Here is a 23,601-nt window from a genome sequence, read left to right as displayed (position 1 = left end):
GGCCACCACGGCGGTGGGTCGCCGCCAGCGCGTCCGTGTTCGGGGGGCGATGCATCGTATCGCTACTGCCAGGCGTCCCGGACGGTGTCCAGGAGGACTTCGTTTTTGTCGCCGGAGAACGTCCAGAACATCATCCCGCCGATGTCGTGCTGGGCGGCGTAGGCGGTTTTGGCCTCGACCGACCGGGGGCTGTCGTAGCTCACGAGCACGTTCTTCGACGGCGAGTACAACCACGGCACCTTCGCGGTGTCGTCCCAGAACGTCTCGTAGTCGCTGCTCGGGGCGAGGTTCTGGGTGATGTCCCAGTACTCCTTGATGCCGTTGTCCTGTCCCCACGTTCCGTCCGGCGTGCCGTCGAAGGGCTGGTAGAGGCCGTTGTTGTCGCTGCTGGCGACGTTCCCGAAGCTGCGCCCGTAGAACGGCAGGCCAAGCGACAGCTGGGCGGGGTCGAAGGCCGTATCCAGCCAGAAGGACATCGACGCGTCCACGTAGAACTCGTCGGCGTTCGGCGACGGATCGGCTTCGGTGCCGTACAGCGGTGCTTGGTGGTTGGTGTAGTCGTTGAACGCGCCGTGGTAGTCGTAGGTCATGACGTTCAGGAAGTCAAGCGCCTCGGCGTTGGCCGCGTGGTCCAGCCCGGTGTTCTTCTCCGGGTCGGCGGACAGCGCGGTTGTTAGCTGGTAGCGCTTGCCGTCCTCGTCCTCGGCGACGTCGAGCTTCTCGCGGACGGTCTGGAGGAGTTCCGTGTACCGCTGTTTGTCGCCGTCGCGAACGACGTTGCCGGAGTTCCCGCCGCCGCCGGGGTACTCCCAGTCGATGTCCAGGCCGTCGAAGTTGTGGGTGCGCATGATCTCGATGGCGGTGTCCGCGAACCGCTCGCGGCTGGCCTGCGACTGGGCGGCGTTCGAGAAGTACGTCGAATCGTTCCAGCCGCCGATGGAGAACAGGAACGCCGTGTCGGGGTCGTCGACGAGGTCGTCGAAGCCAGTGTGGTCGTGCCAGGATTTCGGTTCGAGCACGCGCATCGCGGCGTTCTCCTGGATGTAGTCCACGGCCCCGTCCTCGCGGACGGTGAGGAACGCGTAGTTGACGTGTGTGACCTTATCCAGGGGGATGTCGCCCGGGAAGTAGTCGCGGTCCCACTGTGCCCACTGCATGTAGTAGCCGACGACGCGCCCGTCAGCGGGCGCACCGCCGTCGGCGACCAGCAGCGTCGCCGATGTCGTGTCGGTGGTGCCGTCGCCGGTGGTGACAGTGAGCTCGATGGTGTACTCGCCGGCGGCGTCGTAGGTGTGGGAGGCCGTGACGCCGGACGCGGTGGTGCCGTCGCCGAACGCCCACTCGTAGCTGTCGACGTCGCCGACGGTGTTGCTGGCGTCGACGGTCACGGTGGTTTCGGGCTCGATCACTGATTCGCTGGTGGTGAACGACGCGGTCGGCCCGCCGGGATCGGTGGGGCTGTCGTCGACGGGGCGAAGCTGGTTCCACGGCCCCCACTCGTCGGCACCGGGTTTGTCGCCTTTCGTCCACCATTTGGCTTCCCAGACGTAGCCGTCGAAGGTCGCCTGGTCGCCGTCAGTGTAGACGGTGTCGGGGTCCCATTCGGGTGGGGTGTCGGCGGCCGATGTTGGTGTGCTCGCCGCGAGCAGCGATGCGATGACTGCTGATGACGTGCGGAGGTAGCTGCGTCTATCGTGGGGCATGTGTGAGGCGTGTCGGCCACGCCCGCAGGGGCGGGTCCTGTGCTGCGTGGCCGTGTGTCATCGCTACGCGGGGTCCGCCCTAATCAGTTTTTGCCACACAGTGACCTATAATAAATAATACGTTCGGACGTTGGGTATAACGACCGGCTTGACCCAACGAGGGCCGTCGATGCCGACCGGCGGACGGCTGGTGTTACTCCGAGACGCCGACGACCTGCTTGCCGATGTTGTCCCCGGAGAACAGCCCGAGGAACGCGTCCGGCGCGTTTTCGAGCCCGGAGACGACCGTCTCGCGGTGCTCGATGTCGCCGGCCGCGACCCACTGCCCGAGCTGTTCGCTGGCTTCGCCGAACCGGGTGGCGAAGTCCCCAACGAGCAGCCCCTGGACTTTCGCGCGGGGCGCGATGAGCTGGGGGAGCTTCCGCGGTCCCGTCGGCACGTCCTCGTTGTTGTAGTGTGCGATCTGCCCACAGACGGCGACGCGCGCGTCGACGTTCAGCTTCGTGAACACCGCGTCGCTGATCGGGCCGCCGACGTTGTCGAAGTAGACGTCGACCCCGTCGGGGGCGGCGTCATCGAGGGCGGCGCTGTAGTCGTCGACCTGCTTGTAGTTGATCCCGGCGTCGAAGCCGAGGTCCTCAGTGAGCCAGTCGACTTTCTCCTCGGAGCCGGCGAACCCGACCACGCGGCAGCCGTTGTGCTTCGCGATCTGGCCGACCACGGAGCCGACTGCGCCCGCCGCGCCGGAGACGACCACCGTGTCCCCGGGCTTCGGGGCGCCGACCTCAAGCAGGCCGAAGTAGGCGGTGCGGCCGGGCATCCCGAGCACGCCGAGGTACGCCGGCAGATCCGCGACCGACGGGTCGACCGGCGCGACGTTGGCGGCGTCGAGCAGGCTGTAGTCCGCCCAGGTGCCGTTGCCGGACACCAGGTCGCCGGCCTCGTAGGCGTCGCTCTCGCTTTCCACGACTTCCCCAACGACGCCGCCGCTGAGGGGTTCGCCGACCGTCCACGGGTCCGCATACGAATCGGAGTCCCGCATCCGACCGCGCATGTACGGGTCGACGGAGAGATACCGAACGCGCACCAGCAGTTCGCCGTGGCGGGGCTCGGGAACGTCGCGCTCGCGGAGTTCGAAGCTGTCCATGTCGGGTTCGCCTTCGGGTCGCTCGGCGAACACCCACTCGCGGGAAGTGTCTCGCATACAATCATCAACAACCCCCAGGGGGAGGGTAGTTACGCTTCCAGCAGCGCCTTCCGGTGTGCACGAGCGCGCACCGAGAACAGGCACGCCTGGCAGGCACCCGTAGGTATTCACCGCAGCACGGTCATGCATCCGTATGGACGTACTCGTTGCTGGCGCGCACGGACGTGTCGGCCAACACCTCACGGAACGACTCGCTGACGACGGCCACCACGTCCGCGGAATGATTCGGGACCCCGCACAGACCGACACCATCGACGGGCTGGGTGCCACCCCCGTCGTCGCGGATCTGACCGACGACGTGGCGGACGCGGTCGCGGGCTGCGACGGCGTGGTGTTTGCGGCCGGGTCCCGCGGGGAGGCGCTCGACGCGGTCGACCGGGACGGCGCGATTCGGCTGCTGTCGGCGGCCGAAGACGCCGCCGTCGACCGCTTCGTGATGCTCAGCTCGATGGGAGCCGACGACCCGTCCCGGGGCCCGGACGACCTCCGATCGTACCTGGCGGCGAAAGCCGACGCCGACGCCCGCCTCCGGGAGAGCCCCATACCGCACACGATCGTGCGCCCGGGCAGCCTGACCACCGACGCGGGCACCGGGCGTGTGACGGTCGCGGACACACTGGACCCGGCGGCCGGCTCGATCCCCTGTGCCGACGTGGCGCAGACGCTGGCGGCGGCGCTCACCGCGCCGGCGGCCCGCGACACGACGTTCGAAGTGCTGGCCGGCGACACCCCCGTCGCGGAGGCGGTTGCGTCCGTGGGCGATTGAGCACCGCGCCGACGGGCGCTCAGCCGGTCGCTTCGGCTTTGGCGTCCTCCCAGACGGAGACGAGCCGGTCCAAGTCGGGCACGCCGGTGTAGAACCGCGACTTGTCGATGATGTCCTGGAGGTCGTCGATCCGCAACACCGTCCGCTGTCGCCGGTTGAGCCGGTCGATCGAGGACTGGTGGGGCACCACGTTGGTTCCGCCGACCGTCGGCCACATCAGGTTCTTCGCGGTGATGCCGTGTTGCATGTACGCCAAGTAGTTGGTGGACACGCTGGGGTGGCTGCCTTTCAGCATCGTCGTGGTCTCCACCCAGATCACGCCGCCCTCGTCGGGAACCCTGGCTTCGTACTCGAAGCGCCCGCCGCGCCGGAGGCTGCCGTTGATCCAGTTCCCGGAGACGAACGCGATGTCGATGTCGCCGGCCGCCAGCGCCGTGTTCAGCGACCCCACGTCGGCGTAGACGCCGGCCGCGTTCTCGAACAGCGCGACCGTCGCCTCCCGGATCCGCTCGACCTCGGCGTCGGTGTGGGTCGCGTACGGGTCGATGCCCTCCCGCAGCATCACGATCTGCACCCCCCAGAACGGGAGGTCGTAGACGCCGACGTCGTACTCGTCGGCCCACGCCGCGTCGTAGCTGCGGGCGTCCGACTCGCTGACGACGTCGGTGTTGAGCGCGAACGACGCCCACCCGAACCGCTGGGGGACGCCGTACAGCTGGCCGTCGGCGTCGAAGTTGTAGTCCTCATCGAGGAACGCGAACTCGTAGCCGTTCTCGCGCTGGAACAGGTCGGTGTACTTGTCGAACGTGTACGGTTTCCACGCCTCGTAGTCGAGGGGGCGAATCAGGCCGGCTTCAGCCAGGTCCGGAAGCCACGCCATGTCGAACGTGGCGTGGTCGAACTCCCGCCAGGCCCCGTCGTCTAAGCGGTTGAACGCGTCCAGATTGGACGTGAACAGGTCGACCCCGGTCTGGCAGTCGAACTTCTTCTCGAAGGGACGCTGGACGTTGGCGGCCTCGTAGCCGCTCCACGTGAGGTGGCGGATCGTCTCGCCGGACGACTGGGTGTTGTCGGCGCTGTACAGCCTGTCGTCGGGTGCGGCCGGCACCGCTGCCAGCTCCGCGTCCCGCCACGCGCCGTCGTCGCCGGTGCTCGCGTCCCCGCCGTCGTCGAGTCCGCCCATGCAGCCGGCAAGCGCCGTCGTGGCGGCCGCACTGAGCGCGGCCGTTTTGACGTACTGGCGCCGGGAGAGATCAGTGTGGTCTGTCATGTGTCGTGGTGTGTCGCGTCTCGTGAGTGGTCAGTGCTGGCGGATCGAACGAACGCGCCAGTGGTGTTCTCCGCGCCGCCGTCGGCCACGGCGTGGTCCTCCCGAACGGTGAAATCCGAGAGCAACTCGTAGAGGTCCGTGGACTGATCGGAGAGGTCTTGGATCCGGTTGGTGACCTCCGTGAGGGAGGCCGTCTGTTCTTCTGCCGCGGCGGCGGCGTCCTCGGCTCTGGCGGTGGTGTCGTCGCTGATCGAGCCGACCTCGTCGACCATCGTCACGACCTCCTCGGTGGTCGTTGCCTGTTCGTCGGTCGCGGTGTTGATCGTCTGCACGCCACCGTTGGCCTCCTCGATGCGTTCGACGATCGTGTCGATCGTCTCGACGGTGTCCGTGACTGTCGACTTCCCCTCCGAGAGCCGGTCGCCCATCTCCTGCATGTCCGTGACCGCGTCGGTGGTCGAGTCCTGAACGTCGGCGATCAGCGACTCGATCTCCTGGGTGGCTTCGGTCGTCTCCTTGGACAGGGATTTGATCTCGTCGGCGACGACCGCGAACCCTTCGCCGGCCTCGCCCGCGCGGGCTGCCTCGATCGACGCGTTGAGCGCGAGCATGCTGGTCTGCTCGGCGATGTCGTCGATGAGCGTGACGATCTCCCCGATCTCGGTCATCTCGTCGTCCAGGGCTTCCATCTCGGCGATGGTGCGTTTGGCCTGCTCGTCGACGGCGTTCATCTCCTCGATGGCGTCCTGGGACCGGGCCCGACCCGACTGGCCGACGGAGACGGCGTCGTTGGATTTGGCCGCGACCTCGTCCGAGGAGGACGCGATCTCCTCGATGGTGGCAGAGAGGTCCGTCATTTCGTCGGACACGTCCTGCACGATGCCGTTCTGCTGGCGGGCGTCCGCGGACATCTCCTGGACGGACTCGCTGACCTGGCCGCTGGCGCGCTTGACCTCCTCGGCGCTCGTGGTGATGTGGTCGCTTGACTCAGCGACGTCCTTCGAGAAGCGCTGGATCCGGTGTATCGTGCCTTCCAGCTCCTCCAAGAGGCTGTTGAGGGCAGTCGCGATGGCCGCCATGGACTCGTGGTCGGTGTCCGTCTCAAGGCGCTGCGTGAGGTCGCCATCGGCGGCGTGTTCGACGGTTTCCCGGATGTCTTGGGCCTGTGATTCGAGGGCCGCCGCGAGCGCTTCGGCTTCTTCGCGGGACTGTTCGGCTTCCTTGCGGGACTGCTCGGCGGTCTCCTGGGCGTCTTCGAGGTCCGCGATCGCGGTTTCGAGGTCCCAGTGCATCGTCTCCAGGGATTCGCCCAGGCGGCCGGGGACCGATTTGTCGAGCGCGTCCGCGTCGAAGTCCTGCTCGGCGAGGGCGTCGGCCTGCCCCGCCACGGTCTGGAGGTACTCTTGGATGTCGCGGAACGACCGCCTGAGATCCCCGACTTCGTCGATGCGAGTCGTCTCTTCGATCGCGGTGTCGATGTCCCCGGCCGCGATCGCCTCCGCGCGGTCGGACATGTCCGTGAGCGCGGTTAGCGCGTCCCGACCGATCACGAGCACGAGCGCGCCGAGGCCGGCGACCGCGGTGACGATGAGCACGACGATGTTACGCTGTACGTCGCCTTCGAGCGCGTACGCGTTCGACGTGGGGGCGTGCTTGAGGAGCACCCAGTCGGTGCCTTCGACTTTCGCGTGGCCCACGAGCAACCCGTCCCGGGTTTCGATGCCGCTGTTCGTGGTGAGTCCCGTTGCGATGACTGGTGCGTCCCGGCCGGCACCGTACGCGCTGCTGATCGCCGACTCGTCGGCCGCGATCTGGACCGTTCCCTTGATGTCGACGACCTGCGTGTAGCTGCCGTCGATGTTCCGGCTGAACGCCTCGCCGCGGGTCTCGACGCTGTGGAAGACGAACACGGCGTTGTCGGAGCCGGGCTGCTTGCTGGCGAACGCCATGACGGGGGTGCCGCGGTAGTTGAACACGCTCGATGTGATGACGTCACCGCCCCCGTAGAAACTGAGGCCTTCGCCGCGCCAGGGGATGGAGTACGACGTGTACGTGTCGCCCTCGACGGCGGCGTCGGTCGAGGCCCGGATGGTGTCCGTCGAGAGGTTCACGTAGTGGAGCGCTGCGGCGGTCTCTGTGAGCCCCGAGATCCGCGTGGAGAGGACCTCTGATTTGTCGGCTTGGGGGGCGGACTGGATTGCGTTGTCCTGTGAGAGGTACTGCGTTGCCGATCGCTGGCGACCGATCCATTCTTCGAGTGCTTCGGCTTCCTGTTCGGTGCTTGTGAGCAGTTCCGTGTCGCGTTGCTCGGTGACTTGTGTGGAGACTGCTTGTGTCGTGAATACGCCGACGCCGACGAGGACGAGCATGATGGTGACGATGACCACTGCCGCTTTTCGCAGCAGACTCGTCCGTATCGCTGTCGGAACGTACGTGCCCAGCGCCATAGTTGTGTTATGTGTTCACACACGTAAAGGCCCTTCTCCGGGATCAGCAGAACCTGTCCGCTACCGCCGACTGAGGCCATAAAAAGCCGTTGCCGTGGTCAGTGCTCGGCGTGATCTGGCCCACTGACGAACCACTGTGTCGGGGTGCACCTGGCTGGTAGCCCGCCATCCGTGCGCTTTCGGCGAGACACTCACCGGATGGTAACGTGGTTTCGTACGGTATGCCATATGTTTACATACCTCATGCCCTATGTATGTACTGTCGGCACCCCAACTGGAGGTCACGCACAATGTCCACCGAATCCAACGACACATCCGAGACGGCGTTCGAGTTCAGCCTTCCCGAGCAGTGGGCGCTTCACAGTGCTGTCCGCAGCCACACCAAAGACGCCCTCGACGAGAGCAGCAGACTCCCGTACCCGGCGGTCGAACTCGCCATCCTCGGGCGCATCGAGGACGGCGAGTTCACGTTCACGGCCTTCGAGTGCAGGCGACTCGCTGCCCTCCTCTCGCAGTACGCCACACACGACCAGACGCCACGGATCGACCACGACCCCGCGCGCGCCATCGCCGGGCAGCTGCGCGACCACTGCCAGCCGCCGCGCCACCGGTGATCACGACTGCGCGTCGTCGCCGCTGCACGCGAAAATCTCTTCCCGATCAGCCAGAAACGACGACACACCATCGAACGCGTCGATCTCCGAGAGGTGGGCGTACGCCCCGCGGTGGTCGTGCAGCAACTCGAGTTCCGCCAGCCGGCGCTGCACCGGCGTGATCACGTCGGCGAGACGCTTGTGGCCGGGGTTGTGATCCACCGTGTCGCCGGCCGGCTCGAACGCAACGCGCTCGGTCGCCGTGATGTAGACCGTGCCGTCGCGGTGGCTGCCCCGCACCGCGTAGGTGAACGGGTTGCTGCCCAACGGGCGTCGGTACACCGCCCGGAGCCGGTAGTCCGTCGCGCCGTCAACGCTGACGTGGCCGTTGAAGCGGAGCCGCAACACCGCCTCCGTCAGCTCGTACTCGAATCGCAGCTTCGCCACGGCGGCGTCCTCCCCGAAATACGTCTTCACGCGGTTCGCGCTGTACAGCTGCTCGCCCCCGCGCTGGTACGGGCGCGACACTGCAGCCGCCGCCGCGCCGATCCGGTGGCGAGTCAACCCCCCTTGAGTCACGACCCCGGATATGCGTGACGGGGATAAAAGTTTGGCGTCGAAACGGAGGCCGCCCACCCTGGGTGGTGGCTGGTGCAGAAGGCGCAAACCCATCGGGAAACAACGCCACCACATGGACGACATCAACCCCGCAACCGGGGCCCGGATCGACACCTACGAGACGGACACTGCTGCCGACATCGAGGCCGCGCTCGCCCGCGCCGCGGACGCCGCCGACGACTGGCGGGACCGGCCGATCCGGGAGCGCGAGCGCCACGTCGCGGCCGCAGGGGACGTGCTCCGGGAGAACACACAGACGTACGCCGAGTTGATCACCGCGGAGATGGGGAAGCCGATCACGCAGGCCCGCGCGGAGATCGAGAAGTGTGTGGCGGTCTGTGACCATTACGCGACGCACGCCAGCGCGTACCTCCAGCCCGACGGCCACCCGAGCCCCCCCCGGCGCGGACGTGCAGACCGTCTACGAGCCCCTCGGGCCGGTGCTGGCGGTGATGCCGTGGAACTTCCCGTTCTGGCAGGTGTTCCGGTTCGCCGCGCCGGCGCTCGCGGCGGGCAACGTCGCGCTCCTGAAACACGCCTCGAACGTGCCCGGGTGTGCGGAGGCCATCGCGGACGTCTTCGAGGCGGCGGGGCTGCCGGCGGGCGTGTTCCAGACGCTGCTCGTCGGCGCGGACGCCGTCGGGGACGTGATTCGGGACGACCGGGTGCGCGCCGCGACGCTCACCGGGAGCGAGCCCGCAGGCAGCGCGGTCGCCGCGACCGCCGGCGAGACACTCAAGAAGACCGTGCTCGAACTCGGGGGCAGTGACCCGTTCGTGGTGCTCGATGACGCCGACGTGGCGGCGGCCGCGGCCAGCGGCGCGTGGGCGCGCACCCTCAACAGCGGGCAGTCCTGCATCGCGGCCAAACGGTTCATCGTTCACACGGACGTCTACGAGGCGTTCCGCGACGCGTTCGTCTCCGAGATCGACTCACTCACCGTGGGCGATCCGACGCGCGAGGAGACCGATGTCGGCCCGCAGGCCAGCGCCGCTGGGCTGGACACCACCCACGAGCAGGTGCGGGCGTCCGTCGACGCGGGCGCGACCGTGGTGACCGGCGGCCAGCCCAGTGACCGCGAGGGCGCGTTCTACGAGCCGACGGTGCTCACCGACGTGCCGGCGGGCTGTCCCGCCGACACCGAGGAGCTGTTCGGGCCGGTGGCGGCGGTCTTCGAGGTGCCCGACGAGGCGGCGGCGATCGCGAAGGCCAACGCCACGGCGTTCGGACTCGGGGCCAGCGTGTGGACGGCCGACCGGGATCGCGGCCGCCGGGTCGCCCGCGCCATGGACGCCGGCTGCGCGTACGTGAACCAGCCGGTGACCTCCGACCCCCGGGTTCCGTTCGGCGGGATCGGACGCTCCGGGTACGGCCGCGAGCTGGCCGGTGCGGGCATCCGGGCGTTCGTCAACCGGAAGACGCTGTGGGTGGAGTGAGTCGCCGGTCCGGGCCCGGCGCGCAAATGGCCACAACAATCATGAACACGACGTGGCCCCGTGAGTCATGCTCTCATTCGTGCGCCGTCAGGCGTTTTCAGGCGTGAGACTCCTGGGTGTGGTTTTATATACGAGACGCGTTTGACCGGAGAGTAATGTCGATACGATCGTTTGCGCATCGAATACTGCGGCGGGCGCTGCCCGGGTTCGTTCGCCGGAGCTATCTCGCGAAGTTCGGTGTCGCGCTTCTCGCGGTGGTCGTCTGTATCAGCGCCGCGGGCGGCGTGATGTATCTGAACACCTCCGAGCACCTCCAACAGAGCTCGCGGACCGAACTCAAGAAGGCCGCCGAGCTCAGCTCGTCGGCGGTGGATAACTGGCACGACGAACGCACGAACAACGCCAGGATGCTCGCTCAGTACGGCGTCTTTGACAACGACAACGCCACCGAGGTCCAGCAGTTCTTCACCGACGAGCAACACCACCTGCCGAGCGACGTGCGTGACATCCACTACGTGAGCCTGACCGATGCCCGGGTCATCACGAGCACCGACGCGGGGCTTCGAAACGCGTCCTTTGGCTCCGAGGCGGCCCCGTGGAGCCGCCAGCAGCTCACCCCCGGCGACGACGGCGTGTTCGTCTCCCAGCCGTACGTGAACGACGGGGTCACGGAGGTCGCGTACGTCGCACGCGTCTCCAGCACCCCGGGCCGGCGCACCGCGGTCGTGATGACGGCGAGCCTGGCGGCGATCTCGTCGAGCTTCTGGGATCCGACGCCCCACAGCTTCACGCAGCTCGTCGACGGCACCGGCTCGGTGATCGCCGACGACAGCAAGCGCGCCACCAGGCAGCCGTACGTCGAAAACGCCACGTCGCCGATCGTCGGGGCGAGGGCTGTGGGCTTCCAGCCGGCGGCACAGGCGGCCAAGGAGATGGACCAGGCCCACGAAACCGCGTACGCACCCGTCGACGGCACCCCGTGGGTGGTGACCCTGCACGTGCCGACCAGCGAAGCCTACGGCCTCGCGTCGAACATGGCGGAGAACGTGTTGCTGATCTTGGGGATCGCGCTTGCCGGCCTGGTGTTCATCGCGCTCACGCTCGGTCGCGGCACCGTGCGCGCGCTGAACGACCTGGAGGCGAAGGCCGCCGCCCTGGAGCGCGGCGAGTACGACACGGACCTGGACGTCGCCCGTGTGGACGAGTTGGGGCGGCTGTTCGAGGCGTTCGCTAGCCTCCGGGACACCGTTCAGGCGCGGATTCGGGACGCCAACGAGCAACAGGCGGACGCGGAGGCGGCGCGGTCGGAAGCCGAGGCCGCACAGGCCGACGCGGAAGCCGCGCAGGCCGAGGCGGAGGCCGCACGCGAGGAGTCCGAGGCGCAGGCGCGCCGCCTGGAGACGACCGCCGAGGCGTTCTCGGAGACGATGCGTGCGTACGCCGCCGGCGACCTGACGGTGCGCCTGGATGCGGACGTCGAGCAGGCGGCGATGGCGGACATCGCGGCGGCGTTCAACGAGATGGCGGCGGACATGGAGGCGACGATCGCGGACGTGGTGGCGTTCGCCGACGAGGTCGCGACCGCCAGCACCGACGCCTCCGACAGCGCGGCAGCCGTCGAGCAGACCGGCCGCGACGTCTCCGACGCCGTCGGTCGGATCCGCGACCGGGCGACCGACCAGCGCGACCAACTGGAAGCCGTGGCCAGCGAAACCGACGAGATGTCGGCCACCATCGAGGAGGTCGCGGCGAGCGCCGACCAGGTCGCGGAAACCTCCCAGCGCGCGGCCGCGTTGGGCGACGACGGCCAGGCGGCGGCACAGGACGCGGTCGCGCAACTCGAAGAGATCGAGGACGAGACGCAGGCGGCGGCGACCGCGGTCGACGACTTGGAGGCGAAGATGAGCGAGATCGAGACGATCGTAGCGGCGATCACGGACATCGCCGAGCAGACGAACATGCTGGCGCTGAACGCCAACATCGAGGCCGCCCGCGCCGACCAGGACGGTGACGGCTTCGCCGTGGTCGCCGACGAGGTCAAGGACCTCGCCGACGAGTCGAAGGCGTCGGCCGCCGAAATCGAGGCGCTCGTCGCGGAGGTGCGCGCACAGACCGAGACCAGCGTGGCGGCGATGGACCGCATCCAGGAGCGGGTTTCCGACGGCGTCGAAACCGTCTCGGAGACCGAACGGTCGCTGTCGGAGATCGCCGGCCGGATCGCGGAGGCGGACACGGGCGTCCAGGAGATCTCGAACGCGATGGACGACCAGGCGGCGTCGGTGTCTGACGTCACGACCGCAGTGGGTGACGTGGCGGCGCTGGGCGAGGAGACGGCGACGGAGGCCGAATCGACGGCCGACGAGGCGGCCGAGCAGGCAACGACGCTCTCTGACGTGGCGGCCCAAACGGAGACGTTGGCCGAGCACGCGGTCGCCCTGCGCGAGCACGCCGCCCAGTTCGAAGTGGCCGCCGACAACGAGCGCGGGGAGTGACTCGGCGGGACGCTCAGGCAGCCGCCTACAGCTCGATGCGTTCGACGAGCGCGTCGCCCTCGCCCGTCGAGTTCAGCGCGACGATGCGCACGTCGTCTTCGATGCCCGAGCGGTGGAGTTTCTCCTTCAGGAGGTTGTCCACCTGGTAGACGCCGGCGGCGTTCTGCATCTCGATCTCCACGAGCACCGGCGCGTCGTCGCCCTCCTGGAGGGCGACCCGGCTGATCGCCTGGCTGGACAGCGTGTTGATGCCGCGGCCGCCGCGCTCGTAGGGCAACCGCGACCGGCCGTGCTCCATGTCGAGGCCGTCGGCAACCCGGATGACACCGGCCTCGGTCGTCAACGGGGTTTCTTCGGTGTGGTGGCAGAGGATCGCGTGCAGCACCTCGCCTTTCACCCGGACGGCGTCGGCGGGGTCGTAGAACTCCGGCAGGATGCGGTCCAGGACGTCCGCGGCCAGCGGGATCGAGTAGTAGGCGTGGTCGTCGCGGTGGACGACGTGCCCGATGTCGTGGAGCGTGGCCGCCAGCGCCACGATCACCGGCTCGTCGGCTTCCGACAGCCCCTGGTCGGTGGCCCCGTTGAACGGGACGCCGCCGCGCTTCAGGAGGGCGTACAGCCGCAGCGCGCGGTTGCGCACGATCTCGATGTGTTTCGCGCCGTGGTCGTTGTACCCCTTCCGGGTGACCGGGTTGACGTTCTGGGCGGTGAGGTACGCCGTCACCGCCTCGTCGTCGAGCACGTACTCCAGAACATCGTTCAGGCGACCGTCCGGGAACGCGTGGGACTGCGCCGGATCGTACGCTCGCGTCGGATTCGATTGGTCGGGCTGTGTCATCTCCGGCAACGTTGGATGGCTGCCAGGAAAAAGCCGGCGGGGAAATCGGGTGCAGACGCCGGGGGCCGGAGCCACCGACATCCCACGCAAGGAGAACACCACCAGCCGGGGTGGGTTGCGCGCATCCGGGGCCGAATCGGCCCGTGACCACCCGCCTGGAGCGAGCATAAAGCCTATAGTCAAGAGATGGGTATCCGTAGGTAGAGATGTTCACCAGCACCCCACTGTTCATTGGTGGCTTTCCCGGCGGGATGGAGTTAGCGGTCGTCCTGCTCATCGCCATTCTGCTGTTCGGGGCGAACAAGATCCCGAAGCTCGCCCGCTCCAGCGGCGAGGCGATCGGCGAGTTCCAGAAGGGCCGCGAGGAAGTCGAACAGGAGCTCCAGGAGATCAAATCCGAGTCCGCGCCCGACGCGAGCGCGGACGCCACCGCTGACACGACCAGCGACACGACCACGGACGCGACCAGCGGCGCCGACGACACGGCGACCAACTAACGCAACTGATTTTCGCCGTGGGACCCACGCCGGACGTGTGGGCGTGTGGCCAAGCGGACACGGCGAGAGGTTCCTAACCTCTAGATCGCGGGTTCGAGTCCCGCCACGCCCGTGCAGCGAGGAGCGAAGCGACGGGCCAACCGGCATGACCGGATTCGAAGCACGCGGGACGCGCACCTCGGGGTCGCGTCCCGCCACGCCCGGTTCTTCGAGTACGCGCTGACCGGTGCCGAAATCGAGTTCCGGAGCCGCGCTTACGTCGTCCGGAACGCGGTGGCGGGGTCGGTGCGCGCGGCGCGCCATGCCGGATACAGGCCCGCGACCGCACCGAGAAGCGCCCCGGCGGCGACGGCACCGCTGCCCCACTCCACGAGCACCACGGTAGGCACCCCGACGGAGGCGGTGACAGCGGCTGTGGCGAGCGCGCCACCCACAACGCCGCCGACACCCCCGAGGCCGCCGCAGAGCGCGGCCTCCACGACGAACAGGTGCGCGATGTCAGCGGGCTGCGCGCCCGCGGCCCGCATGACCGCGATCTCGGGGGCGCGCTCGACGGCCGCCACGAGCATGACGGCGGTGATCGCGACCGCACCCACGCCGGCCCCGAGGACGGCCACCATGGCTGCGAGCACGCCGCCAGGGACACCCCAGACACGGGCGAGTGGAACGTCGGCGGGCGACCCCGCGCCGAGCCAGTGGACGCCGAGCGTGGTGTCGAAGCCCGCGGCCACCCCTACGAGCGTGAGCGCCGTGCCCGTGCTGGCTGCGACGCCGAGCGCCGCCAGCCCCGATCGGCGCGGGTGGCCGCGGATCGCGCGCAGCCCCATGCGAACGCTCTCGAACTGGTTCATGCCGTGTCACCGTCTGGATGCCGGATGGCGCCGTCGTGGAGCGCGAGCCGGCGGTCAGCGTGGTCGGCGACGCGCGCGGTGTGCGTCGCGACGAGCACCGTGGTGTCGGCGTCCTGTTGGTCGGTGATCGCGGCCATGATCTCGCGGCCAGCGTCGGCGTCGAGCGCCGCGGCGGGCTCGTCGACGAGCACCACCGCGGGGTCGGCGACCAGTGCGCGCGCGAGTGCCACCCGGTGGCGGTGGACGCCCGACAGCGCCGCGGCTGGCCGGGTGGCGTGGCTGGCCGGGAGGCCGGCCCGCTCTAGGGCGGTGGTGGCGCGTCGCCTGCGCTGTCGGCCCGGCACCCCCTGGAACAACAGCGGGAGGGCGGCGTTTTCGACGGCACTGCGCCGCGGCAACACGGTGGTGCCCGGGAACACCACGCCGATGGTTTCGGCGCGGAAGTCGGTCCGCGCTGTCGGGTCAAGCTGGGTGACATCGGTGCCGTCGACGACCACGCGGCCGCTCGTGGGGGCGGCCAGGCAGCCCAGGACCGCCAGCAGTGTGGATGCGCCACAGCCCCGCGGCCCGACGACGGCGGTGTACGAGCCACGCGGGAGGCGGAGGGACACGTCGCGGAGGGCGTGGACTGGCTGGCCGCCGCGCTGGTAGGTCTTGCGGACGGCGTCGAGTGCGACCGCTGGGGCGACCTCGCTCATCGGCGGTCACCCGGGCTGCGGTCGGTGCTGGCGTGGGTGCGTCGGGGCACGATCGGGGCGTGATTACGCGTCCGGCTTCGGGAGCGCGCGCTTGGGGCGGGGCGGCACCAGGAAGTTCCCGCGGTTGGTGACCGAGAGGTACTGTCGGATGCCGTTGTTCGCCGTGCGGCCGACGGCGCTGTCCGCGGTGACATCAGCGCCGTTCATCGCCTCGCGCGTGCGGACGAAGTCGCTGATCGCTGACTGCAGCGCGAGGAAGTGCACGCCGGCCTGTCCGCCGTCCGTGGAGTCGAAATCGCGGCGGAGGATGATCGGGCGGCCGTCCTCGCGGACGGCCTGGAGCTTCTGGCCGTGGCCGACCATGCCGTCCTCGCGGGCGGACTCCGCCGGCGCCGGTGAGCCGTCCAGTCCGGGGGCAGCACCGAGGTTCTCGCCCGTGCCTTCGATGCGGTCGTCGGCGGCGTGGGCGGGACAGAACATCTTGGCCTCGCGGTCCTCGCGGTCGTCCTGGCCGTACCACTGCTGGAGGTTGAGCGTGATGTGGGAGACGTGCTGGGTGGTGCCGCCCGCGAACGGACCGTCGTCGATCGTGACGCGGTCTTCGGTGGCCTGACTCCCTTCGAAGTCGGATTTGAACCCCATGTAGAGGGGGGCGTCCTCGGAAACGGGGGTGTCGTCGGGAACGCCGCCGGTGTCCTGGTTGTCCGCGGGGAGTCCGGCACCGACGAACCCGGTCCGGCGGTCGACCACGTCGAACACCGACGTGAGCGTGGCGTCGATCGGCTCGTCGTTCGCGGCGTCGCGGTCGCCGCGGAGCGCCGCCTCGGCTTCGAGCACCGCGTCGGCACGGTCGCTTGCGAGATGGAGGATCGCGTCGGGCTCGTCGAGCGTGGGGGATTCGAGTTCCGAAAGCGCGCGCGGGCGGGGCAGATCAACCCCCGTCGGAGTGGCGTCCAGCGCGTCGAAGTACGCCGGCGAGTAGCCGATGGTGAACAACAGCCCTTCGTTCGACCACTCGTAGGCGCGTTCGAGCGCGGTGAGTGCAGCCGTGACTGCCCTGCGGTCGGCGTCGGTGGTGGCCGCTGGGCCGGCAGGAAGTGACAAGTGCAGCAGGACGTGGTGGCGGGGTGGCAACACGTTCCCGGCGTCGTCGCGTGCGGCGTGGTCGTTCCACGCGTGCTGTCGCGTGGGGAGCGTGGTCGGGTCGGCAACGCCCCCGGGGATCGGGTCGTCGGTGCGCCCGAGGCACGCCGACAGCGCGCTCGCGCCGCCGATGGCGACGGCGGCTTTCAGGAACTCGCGCCGCGGGACGCCACGCTGGTCGGAGTTCATACGTCCCGTAGGGGCTGGCGGAGTTAATGGATTCTGGTCGCCGGGGTGGCACGGCGGCGTTAGGCTGTCGGGGTGGTCGATCGGACCGCCTCGAAGCCGCGGTCGAGATCCGCGATGAGGTCCTCGATGGCTTCGATGCCGACGGACACGCGGATCAGCGAGTCCGTGATGCCCATGGCTTCGCGGTCGGGCTTCGGGATGGGTTCGTGGGTCATGCCGGCGGGGAGTTCCACCAGTGATTCGACGCCGCCGACGCTGACCGCGAGGTTGAACTCGTCGAGCGCGTCGAGGAAGCGCTTGGCGTCGGCGAGGTCGCCGTCGAGTTCGAACGAGAGGATGCCACCGTAGCCGGACTGCTGGGCGTCCGCGAGGTCGTGTTGCGGGTGGGAGTCGAGGCCGGGGTAGTGAACCGCGGTCACGCGGTCGTGGTCGGCGAGGTATTCGGCGATGGCGAGGGCGTTGGCCTCGTGGTCGCGCATCCGCGGGGCGAGGGTTTTGATGCCGCGCAACACGAGGTAGGCGTCGAACGGCGCGAGCATGTTCCCGAGGCCGACCTGCTGGAGGAACTCGACGCTGTCGGCGAGCGCGTCGTTGTTGGTGACGAGTGCGCCGCCGACGGCGTCGCTGTGGCCGTTGAGGTATTTCGTCGTGGAGTGGGCAACGACGTCCGCGCCGAGCGCCAGGGGCTGTTGGAAGTAGGGGCTGAGGAAGGTGTTGTCGACACCGAACAGGACGCCGGCGTCGTCAGTGATGTCGGCGATGGCGGCGATGTCACAGAGCTTGATGCGTGGGTTTGTGGGAGTCTCCATCCAGACGAAGGCGGTTTCGGGACGGATCGCGTCGGCGACGGCGTCCGGGTCGGTGGCGTCCACGAACGAGACGGCGACACCGAGGTTCCCCTCGAAGAGGGTTTCGAGCATGCGCCGTGTGCCGGCGTAGAGGTCGTCGAAGGCGACGACGTGATCGCCGGGTTCGACGGCGGCGAAGGCGGCGGTGGCGATGGCGGCGGTGCCGGAGCCAAACGCGAAGCCGTGGTCGCCGCCTTCGAGGGCTGCGAGGCGCCGTTCGAGGGCGTGTCTGGTCGGATTGTTGAGGCGCGAGTACAGGAACTGCCCGTCGTCGGGGTCGACGCCCTCCAGGCTGAGGTCGGTGTCCAACTCCTGGACGGCGTACGTCGAGGCGAGGTGGATGGGCGAGACGACATCGCCGTGGCGCGTCTCGCGCGGTGATTCGCCGTGGCTGACGGCGAGGGTTTCGAACGCAGGTGTGTCGTCCATACGGGGTGGTTCGGACTACACGGCAAAAACGTTTCGAACAGTTGATAATTATCCGGCGGCGGTGTATTACCCCCAAGAATATCAGGTGGGAAGCAACCCGCACCGCGGTGCGTCACCCGGCCGAGCGGGCTGGCTTACTCCTCGACGACGACGGTCCCGATCATGCCAGATGCGACGTGTGGCATGCAGACGTAGGTGTACTCGCCGGCCGTCTCGAACGTGTGTTCGAGGGTCTCACCGGCGTCGACAACTGCGAACTGGTTCCCGTCTTTGTCCATGGTTCCGAACCCGGATGCGCCATCGGGGATCGAGATCTTGTCGTGCATGTCCGGCCACGCGCTCACGTTGTGACTGGACTCCTCGAACTCCCACGTGACCGTGTCCCCGACGGAGACGGTGAGCTCCGACGGCTCGAACTTGAACCCGCCATCGGGTGCGACCGCGATCGTGTTCCCACCGCTCTGGCTGGCCTCCTCGCCGCCGCCGGCCTCGTTTCCGGTGGCCTCCTCGCCGCTCTCGGAGTCGCTCTCATCGTCGCCGGTGTCGCCGCCACCGGAACAGCCAGCGAGAAGGGTCGCAGTCACCGCTGCGCCGGTAGACTTCAGCATTGTTCGACGGTCAAGTCGGGTGTCACGAGACATCACTACCGACTCAGGACTGGGCACGTTTAAGAAGCGCCACTTCTGCGTGATCCTGGGAGTGGGGCACAGATACAAACCCCGTTTATCCGTGCCGCCCGGCGACCGGCGGCCCGCCGCGGGACGGACGCCGATCACGCAACTGCCCGACCGGACAGCCGGACGATAGAAACCCCACAGAACGTCCCTCGAACCGGCACCTTCATATACCAACTGTGCGTCTCGGTCGCTTCGCGCCCAGTTTTCGACCACACTAAATCGTGGTTTTTCGACAGTTCCAGCTGGTTTCCGGCCCCATCACGACGTTATCACTCGCGAGAAGCTGGCCCCGACGTTTTTACCAGCGGCTTTTGCTTACTCTGATAGAGGACACCGTGCCCACGCCACACCTCACGAGACGACAACTGCTTGCGGGTGCCAGCACAGCGACCGTCGCCGCGGTCACCGGCTGCCTGGGACGGCGCGGCGGTGGTGAGTCGACCAGTGGCGGTGGCGCACCCACCGAGCAAGCGCGGGCCACCGACGACGCCCCAGCCACCGTCGGGATGGTGTACGCGCTGGGCGGCCTGGACGACCGGTCGTTCAACGACGCGGCGAACCGGGGTGCCCAGCGCGCCCGGCTCGACCACGGGATCGCGTACACGAACCACGAACCCGACAGCATCGCCGAACTCGGGGAGACACAGGCGACGCTCGCCGCGTCGTCGAACCCGGCGTACGATCTGGTCTGCTGTGTCGGGTTCCGGCAAGCCGACGGGCTCGAGAGCGCCGCCGCGGCTGCCCCCGACCAGCAGTTCATGATCGTCGACACCGCCGTCGACGCGTCGAACGTCGCGAGCTACGTCTTCGAAGAGCAGATCGGCTCGTTCCAGGCGGGCCGTCTCGCGGCCCTCCTGACGACGCGGGACATCGACGCCGGCGGCGGTGCCACGAACCCGGACGCACGCACGGTGGGGTTCGTCGGCGGGGTCGACGAGCCGCTCACGCACGGGTTCCACGCCGGATTCCAGGCGGGAGTGACACACACCGCCACCGACATCGACGTGCTCGCGGCGTACATCGGCGACTTCGAGGACGTCGAGGCGGCGCGGACCGCCGCCGCAGCCATGTACGACGCCGGCGCTGACATCGTCTACCACGCCGCCGGCGGTGCCGGCGTGGGTGTGTTGCAGGCCGCCCAGGCCAACGGCCGGTACGCCATCGGCGTCGACTCCGACCAGTCGCGCAGCAATCCACGGTACGCCGACGTCGTCCTCGCGAGCATGGTCAAACGCATCGACACGGCGGTCTACGACGCCATCGAAGCGACCATCGACGGCGACCTGCCGGCGGGCGACGTGGTGTCGCTCGGCCTGGCGACCAACGGGGTCAGCGTCCAATACGGCACCCAGTTGGGGCCGGCGATCCCCGACGCCGTCACGGACGCACTCGGGGAGACACGCGAGGCGCTCGTCGCGGGAGACATCACGGTGCCGACCGAGCGCCCGCAGTCCGCCGGCGGTGGTGGCGTATGAGCGACGGCATCACTGGCGCACTCCGGAACGCCGCCAGTATCGTCGCGCCTGACGCCATCAGACGCCGGTTCGGCGCGAAGTTCGCCGTCGCGTTCATCGTCGTGTTGGTGATCATCGCGGGGGCCGGCGTGTTCGCGTTCCAGTCGACGGAGACGACCGTCGAGCACCAGACCACCCGCCAGCTGGCCGAATCCAATCAGCTGGAGGCCGACGCCATCGGGGCCTGGATGGAGCAACAACGGACGCACGCGCGGTCGGTGTCACAGGACGAGGCGCTGCGCGACGACCGCCGCGCGGCCCCCTACATCCTGCTCAAAGACCAGTTGCTGCCCGCGGACGTGGTGAGCATGCATCTCGTCAACGAGACGCGGGGAACGGTGGTCGCGAGCACGGAGCTGGCCATCGAGGGCCGGTCGCTCGCGGAACTCGACGCGCCGTGGACGACCGCAGCCGTCCCCGAGGGCCCGGGCAACGACAGTGCGGTGTGGGCGACCGAGCAGTCGTACCGCTCCCCCGTGCTCAACGACGAGCCGGTGATGGCGTTCGCCAGCTCGGTGCCGAAACGCGAGGGCACACACCTCGTGGTGGTGACCCGCATCCAGCCCCAGGTCGACCGGCTCTCGGACGCGAACTCGACGCGCCGCACCACGATCCTGAACACCGACGACGAGCCCGTACTGGATTCCAACAGTCGATTCGATGCCGGCGCGCTGACCGACAGCATCGCGGCAGTTCGGAACGACACCACGGCGGCCACAACGACGGTGTCGAACGGCCGCGTGTACGCGCTTTCGGCGACGCCACACACCGACTGGGTGACCGTGACGAGCGTCGACACCGGAGAGGCGTTCGCGGTCAGAGACACCGTCGGCCAGACGGTGACCGTGCTGGTGGTGCTTGCAGTCATCTCGCTGGCGATCGTCGGGGTTGCGCTCGGCCGCCACACGGTCACGCCGCTGAAGCGGCTCCGGAACCGCGCCCAGGACATCGAATCCGGGACCTTCGACGTCGACCTCTCGACGCGGCGCATCGACGAAGTCGGACGCCTCTACGGGAGCTTCGACGACATGCGTGTGTCACTCCAGGACCGCATCCAGGAGGCCGAAGCCGCCGTCGAGGAAGCCAACGCAGCGAAAGCCGAAGCCGAGGAGCTGCGCACCGACGCCGAGGACGCCCAGGCGGAGGCCGAGCGCGCGAAGGCAACGGCGGAAGCCGCCAGCGAACGCCTCCAGGAGCGGGCGGCCGACTACAGCGAGGTCATGCGGGCGGTCGCGGACGGCGACCTCACCGAGCGCCTCGACGAGGACGCCGACGAGGAGGCGATGCGGGCGGTCGCCACCGAGTTCAACGCGATGCTCGACGGCCTGGAGGCCACCATCGCCCAGGTCGCGGGGTTCGCCGACGAGGTCGCCGACGAGACCCTGCAGGTCGCCACTGGTGCCGAGGAGATCGAGACGACCAGCCAGACCGTCAGCGAACGCATCCAGGAGATCGCCGACGGCGCCATCCAGCAACACGACGACCTCGAACGCGCGGCCGGCGAGATGGACGAGCTGTCCGCCAGCATCCAGGAGGTCGCGGCGTCCTCCGCGACAGTCGCCGAAACGGCTGCCGACGCCGTCGAGCGCGGCGAAGCCGGCCGCGACGCCGCGGAGTCAGCCATCGACGACATGGCCGAGATCGAGTCACTGTCCGCCGACGCCGTCGATCAGATCCTCGCGCTCCAGGAGCGCATGTCGGACATCGGTGACATCATCGAGTTCATCACGGACATCGCCGAGCAGACGAACATGCTGGCGTTGAACGCCAACATCGAGGCCGCCCGCGCCGACAAGGACGGCGACGGCTTCGCCGTGGTTGCCAACGAGGTCAAGGATCTCGCCGAGGAGACCAAGCAAGCCGCCGCCGATATCGAATCCGAGATCCAGGCTGTGCAGGCCGAGACCGACGAGACGGTGGCGGACATCCGCGCCACCAGCGAGCACATCGACGACGGCGTGTCGACGGTCGAGCAGGCCGCAGCCGCCATCGAGGACACCGTCGACGCGATCGAGGACGCCAACCACGGCATCCAGGAGATCTCGGACGCCACCGAGGACCAGGCCGACGCCACCCAAAGCGTGGTGCGGCGCGTCGACGACGTGGCCGACATCAGCCAGCACGTCACCGAGGACGCCGAGCAGGTGTCGGCCGCCGCCGAAGAGCAGTCCGCGTCGGTTGCGGAGATCGCGCGCAGCGCCGACGATCTCCGCGATCGCGCCGACGCACTGGCCACGACGGTCAACCAGTTCGAGACCCGCGCTGACGCCGACGAGCCCGATGCTGACGCCACGGTGGACGCGTCCGCCGACGACACCGGCGACTGAACCGCCGGGTCGCGGCACGCGGTGGCGACGCGTGAGAGGAACACAACGGGCCGTTCGCCGGGTTGTGATCTGGACTTGGTGAGGGAAGCAACAGTGGGGGGCGCGAGCCGGAGACGGTGATAGCGCGCTGTCCCACCCGCCACCGAAAGGACGGCAAGCAGCTCAGATGGCGCGAACCCACACGGTCCTGTTGCACTCGCTTCCGTGCGGGCGTTGCCCCAAACGCGACGAACGCGTCTCACGGAACGTACCGTGCGGTGTCGGGAACTGAGGACAGCGAAGGAACGGGAGTGGACTCGTCGGGATTTGAACCCGAGGCCTTCCCCGTGCCAGGGGGATGATCTACCACTGATCTACGAGCCCGCGAACGCATCCATTCGTTGCCGGGGGTCGTTGATAAACCCCGCGATTCGAGCGCCTCGGCGGGATGGAAACGTTTTACCAGGCGGACCGTCTCCGACGGTGTAGGGAACGCACGGCCGTAGATCCGACACGCCCGCCGGTTGGTGGGCTTGGGACTGCGGTAGTGTCGCGGCACCAGCTGGTGCCGGCAGCGTCTCGTGTTGTTCCAATCCAGATCGTAAACAATGGCACGAATGCACACACGCCGTCGCGGGTCCAGCGGTTCGGATCGCCCGACGGCAGACGAACCGCCGGAGTGGAGTGACGTAGATGAGGACGCCATCGAGGAGCGCGTCGTGGAGCTCGCCGAGCAAGGCCACGACCCCTCCCAGATCGGCTTGAAGCTGCGCGACGAGGGCGTGCAGGGCACGCCGGTGCCGGACGTGAAGCTGGCGACCGGCAAGAAGGTCACCGAGATCCTCGAAGCTCACGACGCCGAGCCGGAGCTGCCCGAGGACTTCCGGAACCTCCTGGAGAAGGCGGTCCGGCTCCACGAGCACGTGGAAGCCAACGGCCAGGACCACCAGAACAAGCGCGCGTTGCAGAACACGCAGTCGAAGATCCGCCGCCTCGCTGACTACTACCGCGGGGACAAACTCGACGAGGAGTTCGCGTACTCCTACGAGACGGCGCGCGAGATCATCGAGGAGTAACGG

Annotated in this window: 18 protein-coding genes, 2 tRNA genes and 1 pseudogene; 9 read left to right on the top strand and 12 right to left on the bottom strand. The window is 68.5% G+C overall.

The window, feature by feature from the left end; translation table 11 throughout:
* Positions 1 to 62 precede the first annotated feature (62 nt).
* Both JT689_RS04625 and JT689_RS04620 read right to left on the bottom strand, forming a co-directional pair.
* Positions 63 to 1,703 (bottom strand): glycosyl hydrolase family 18 protein, encoded by a 1,641-nt coding sequence (locus tag JT689_RS04625; RefSeq protein WP_205251644.1) that lies wholly within the window; start codon positions 1,701 to 1,703, stop codon positions 63 to 65.
* 193 nt (positions 1,704 to 1,896) lie between these two features.
* A complete protein-coding gene (locus JT689_RS04620; protein WP_012289230.1) occupies positions 1,897 to 2,907 on the bottom strand; it encodes an NADP-dependent oxidoreductase in 1,011 nt (336 codons plus the stop codon).
* A gap of 136 nt (positions 2,908 to 3,043) precedes the next feature.
* Between JT689_RS04620 and JT689_RS04615 the strand changes: the two genes are divergently transcribed.
* Positions 3,044 to 3,676, top strand: a complete 633-nt coding sequence (locus JT689_RS04615) for an SDR family oxidoreductase (RefSeq protein WP_205251643.1) — start codon at positions 3,044 to 3,046, stop codon at positions 3,674 to 3,676.
* A gap of 19 nt (positions 3,677 to 3,695) precedes the next feature.
* On the opposite strand, the gene JT689_RS04610 is transcribed toward JT689_RS04615, so the two are convergent.
* Positions 3,696 to 4,946 carry a PotD/PotF family extracellular solute-binding protein gene (locus JT689_RS04610; protein WP_010902567.1) on the bottom strand — a complete coding sequence of 417 codons (1,251 nt, stop codon included), beginning with the start codon at positions 4,944 to 4,946 and terminating at the stop codon, positions 3,696 to 3,698.
* Positions 4,943 to 7,393: a chemotaxis signal transducer protein Htr18 gene (gene htr18 / locus JT689_RS04605; protein WP_205251642.1), complete on the bottom strand. Its 2,451-nt coding sequence runs from the start codon at positions 7,391 to 7,393 to the stop codon at positions 4,943 to 4,945. Before htr18 ends, JT689_RS04610 begins: the two co-directional genes overlap by 4 nt.
* A gap of 290 nt (positions 7,394 to 7,683) precedes the next feature.
* Here htr18 and JT689_RS04600 point away from each other — a divergent pair, with 290 nt between their 5' ends.
* A complete protein-coding gene (locus JT689_RS04600) occupies positions 7,684 to 8,007 on the top strand; it encodes a hypothetical protein (protein WP_227970920.1) in 324 nt (107 codons plus the stop codon).
* Here the strand turns inward: JT689_RS04600 and JT689_RS04595 are convergent, their stop codons facing one another.
* On the bottom strand, positions 8,008 to 8,565 hold the full coding sequence (locus JT689_RS04595; protein ID WP_148265493.1) for a hypothetical protein: 558 nt from the start codon (positions 8,563 to 8,565) through the stop codon (positions 8,008 to 8,010).
* Between the two features lie 112 nt (positions 8,566 to 8,677).
* On the opposite strand from JT689_RS04595, the pseudogene JT689_RS04590 reads away from it, so the two are divergent.
* Positions 8,678 to 10,040, top strand: a pseudogene (locus tag JT689_RS04590) (NAD-dependent succinate-semialdehyde dehydrogenase).
* 155 nt (positions 10,041 to 10,195) lie between these two features.
* Positions 10,196 to 12,532, top strand: coding sequence for a chemotaxis signal transducer protein Htr4 (gene htr4, locus JT689_RS04585; RefSeq protein WP_205251640.1), 2,337 nt, complete (start codon positions 10,196 to 10,198; stop codon positions 12,530 to 12,532).
* Positions 12,533 to 12,557: 25 nt separating this feature from the next.
* Here htr4 and JT689_RS04580 read toward each other — a convergent pair whose 3' ends face one another.
* A complete protein-coding gene (locus tag JT689_RS04580; protein ID WP_136361142.1) occupies positions 12,558 to 13,370 on the bottom strand; it encodes an HD domain-containing protein in 813 nt (270 codons plus the stop codon).
* Between the two features lie 206 nt (positions 13,371 to 13,576).
* Between JT689_RS04580 and JT689_RS04575 the strand changes: the two genes are divergently transcribed.
* Both JT689_RS04575 and JT689_RS04570 read left to right on the top strand, forming a co-directional pair.
* Positions 13,577 to 13,867 (top strand): twin-arginine translocase TatA/TatE family subunit, encoded by a 291-nt coding sequence (locus tag JT689_RS04575; RefSeq protein ID WP_205251639.1) that lies wholly within the window; start codon positions 13,577 to 13,579, stop codon positions 13,865 to 13,867.
* Between the two features lie 39 nt (positions 13,868 to 13,906).
* Positions 13,907 to 13,979, top strand: a tRNA-Arg gene (locus JT689_RS04570).
* Between the two features lie 142 nt (positions 13,980 to 14,121).
* Here the strand turns inward: JT689_RS04570 and JT689_RS04565 are convergent.
* From JT689_RS04565 to JT689_RS04545, 5 genes are all read right to left on the bottom strand, one after another.
* Positions 14,122 to 14,718: an ABC transporter permease gene (locus JT689_RS04565; RefSeq protein WP_205251638.1), complete on the bottom strand. Its 597-nt coding sequence runs from the start codon at positions 14,716 to 14,718 to the stop codon at positions 14,122 to 14,124.
* On the bottom strand, positions 14,715 to 15,416 hold the full coding sequence (locus JT689_RS04560; protein ID WP_010902558.1) for an ABC transporter ATP-binding protein: 702 nt from the start codon (positions 15,414 to 15,416) through the stop codon (positions 14,715 to 14,717). Before JT689_RS04560 ends, JT689_RS04565 begins: the two co-directional genes overlap by 4 nt.
* Before the next feature lie 63 nt (positions 15,417 to 15,479).
* Positions 15,480 to 16,748 (bottom strand): Tat pathway signal protein, encoded by a 1,269-nt coding sequence (locus JT689_RS04555; protein WP_205251637.1) that lies wholly within the window; start codon positions 16,746 to 16,748, stop codon positions 15,480 to 15,482.
* 59 nt (positions 16,749 to 16,807) lie between these two features.
* Positions 16,808 to 18,025 (bottom strand): PLP-dependent aspartate aminotransferase family protein, encoded by a 1,218-nt coding sequence (locus JT689_RS04550; RefSeq protein ID WP_010902556.1) that lies wholly within the window; start codon positions 18,023 to 18,025, stop codon positions 16,808 to 16,810.
* A gap of 134 nt (positions 18,026 to 18,159) precedes the next feature.
* The gene (locus JT689_RS04545) at positions 18,160 to 18,633 is read right to left on the bottom strand and encodes a plastocyanin/azurin family copper-binding protein (RefSeq protein ID WP_010902555.1); all 474 of its coding nucleotides are present in this window, start codon (positions 18,631 to 18,633) and stop codon (positions 18,160 to 18,162) included.
* Positions 18,634 to 19,037: 404 nt separating this feature from the next.
* Between JT689_RS04545 and JT689_RS04540 the strand changes: the two genes are divergently transcribed.
* On the top strand, positions 19,038 to 20,177 hold the full coding sequence (locus tag JT689_RS04540) for a BMP family protein (protein ID WP_205251636.1): 1,140 nt from the start codon (positions 19,038 to 19,040) through the stop codon (positions 20,175 to 20,177).
* On the top strand, positions 20,174 to 22,543 hold the full coding sequence (htr6, locus tag JT689_RS04535; RefSeq protein WP_205251635.1) for a chemotaxis signal transducer protein Htr6: 2,370 nt from the start codon (positions 20,174 to 20,176) through the stop codon (positions 22,541 to 22,543). The genes JT689_RS04540 and htr6 overlap by 4 nt, the downstream gene beginning before the upstream one ends.
* Positions 22,544 to 22,834: 291 nt before the next feature.
* Here the strand turns inward: htr6 and JT689_RS04530 are convergent.
* Positions 22,835 to 22,906: transfer RNA gene (locus tag JT689_RS04530), tRNA-Ala, on the bottom strand.
* Between the two features lie 224 nt (positions 22,907 to 23,130).
* Between JT689_RS04530 and JT689_RS04525 the strand changes: the two genes are divergently transcribed.
* Positions 23,131 to 23,598 (top strand): 30S ribosomal protein S15, encoded by a 468-nt coding sequence (locus tag JT689_RS04525; RefSeq protein ID WP_010902552.1) that lies wholly within the window; start codon positions 23,131 to 23,133, stop codon positions 23,596 to 23,598.
* Positions 23,599 to 23,601 lie beyond the last annotated feature (3 nt).

It is taken from the genome of Halobacterium sp. GSL-19, assembly GCF_016917855.1.
GTDB classification, from domain to species: Archaea; Halobacteriota; Halobacteria; order Halobacteriales; family Halobacteriaceae; genus Halobacterium; species Halobacterium salinarum.
Note: the sequence above shows the minus strand (reverse complement) of the source record. Positions and strands in the feature narration are given on the sequence as shown.

Bases quoted from the DNA above. Each gene is read 5' to 3' on its own strand.
- JT689_RS04555 (WP_205251637.1), bottom strand. From the start codon at position 16,748: ATGAACTCCGACCAGCGTGGCGTCCCGCGGCGCGAGTTCCTGAAAGCC.
- htr18 (WP_205251642.1), bottom strand. From the start codon at position 7,393: ATGGCGCTGGGCACGTACGTTCCGACAGCGATACGGACGAGTCTGCTG.
- JT689_RS04625 (WP_205251644.1), bottom strand. From the start codon at position 1,703: ATGCCCCACGATAGACGCAGCTACCTCCGCACGTCATCAGCAGTCATC.
- JT689_RS04525 (WP_010902552.1), top strand. From the start codon at position 23,131: ATGGCACGAATGCACACACGCCGTCGCGGGTCCAGCGGTTCGGATCGC.
- JT689_RS04610 (WP_010902567.1), bottom strand. From the start codon at position 4,946: ATGACAGACCACACTGATCTCTCCCGGCGCCAGTACGTCAAAACGGCC.
- JT689_RS04580 (WP_136361142.1), bottom strand. From the start codon at position 13,370: ATGACACAGCCCGACCAATCGAATCCGACGCGAGCGTACGATCCGGCG.
- htr6 (WP_205251635.1), top strand. From the start codon at position 20,174: ATGAGCGACGGCATCACTGGCGCACTCCGGAACGCCGCCAGTATCGTC.
- JT689_RS04550 (WP_010902556.1), bottom strand. From the start codon at position 18,025: ATGGACGACACACCTGCGTTCGAAACCCTCGCCGTCAGCCACGGCGAA.
- JT689_RS04620 (WP_012289230.1), bottom strand. From the start codon at position 2,907: ATGCGAGACACTTCCCGCGAGTGGGTGTTCGCCGAGCGACCCGAAGGC.
- JT689_RS04565 (WP_205251638.1), bottom strand. From the start codon at position 14,718: ATGAACCAGTTCGAGAGCGTTCGCATGGGGCTGCGCGCGATCCGCGGC.
- JT689_RS04560 (WP_010902558.1), bottom strand. From the start codon at position 15,416: ATGAGCGAGGTCGCCCCAGCGGTCGCACTCGACGCCGTCCGCAAGACC.
- JT689_RS04615 (WP_205251643.1), top strand. From the start codon at position 3,044: ATGGACGTACTCGTTGCTGGCGCGCACGGACGTGTCGGCCAACACCTC.
- htr4 (WP_205251640.1), top strand. From the start codon at position 10,196: ATGTCGATACGATCGTTTGCGCATCGAATACTGCGGCGGGCGCTGCCC.
- JT689_RS04575 (WP_205251639.1), top strand. From the start codon at position 13,577: ATGTTCACCAGCACCCCACTGTTCATTGGTGGCTTTCCCGGCGGGATG.
- JT689_RS04545 (WP_010902555.1), bottom strand. From the start codon at position 18,633: ATGCTGAAGTCTACCGGCGCAGCGGTGACTGCGACCCTTCTCGCTGGC.
- JT689_RS04600 (WP_227970920.1), top strand. From the start codon at position 7,684: ATGTCCACCGAATCCAACGACACATCCGAGACGGCGTTCGAGTTCAGC.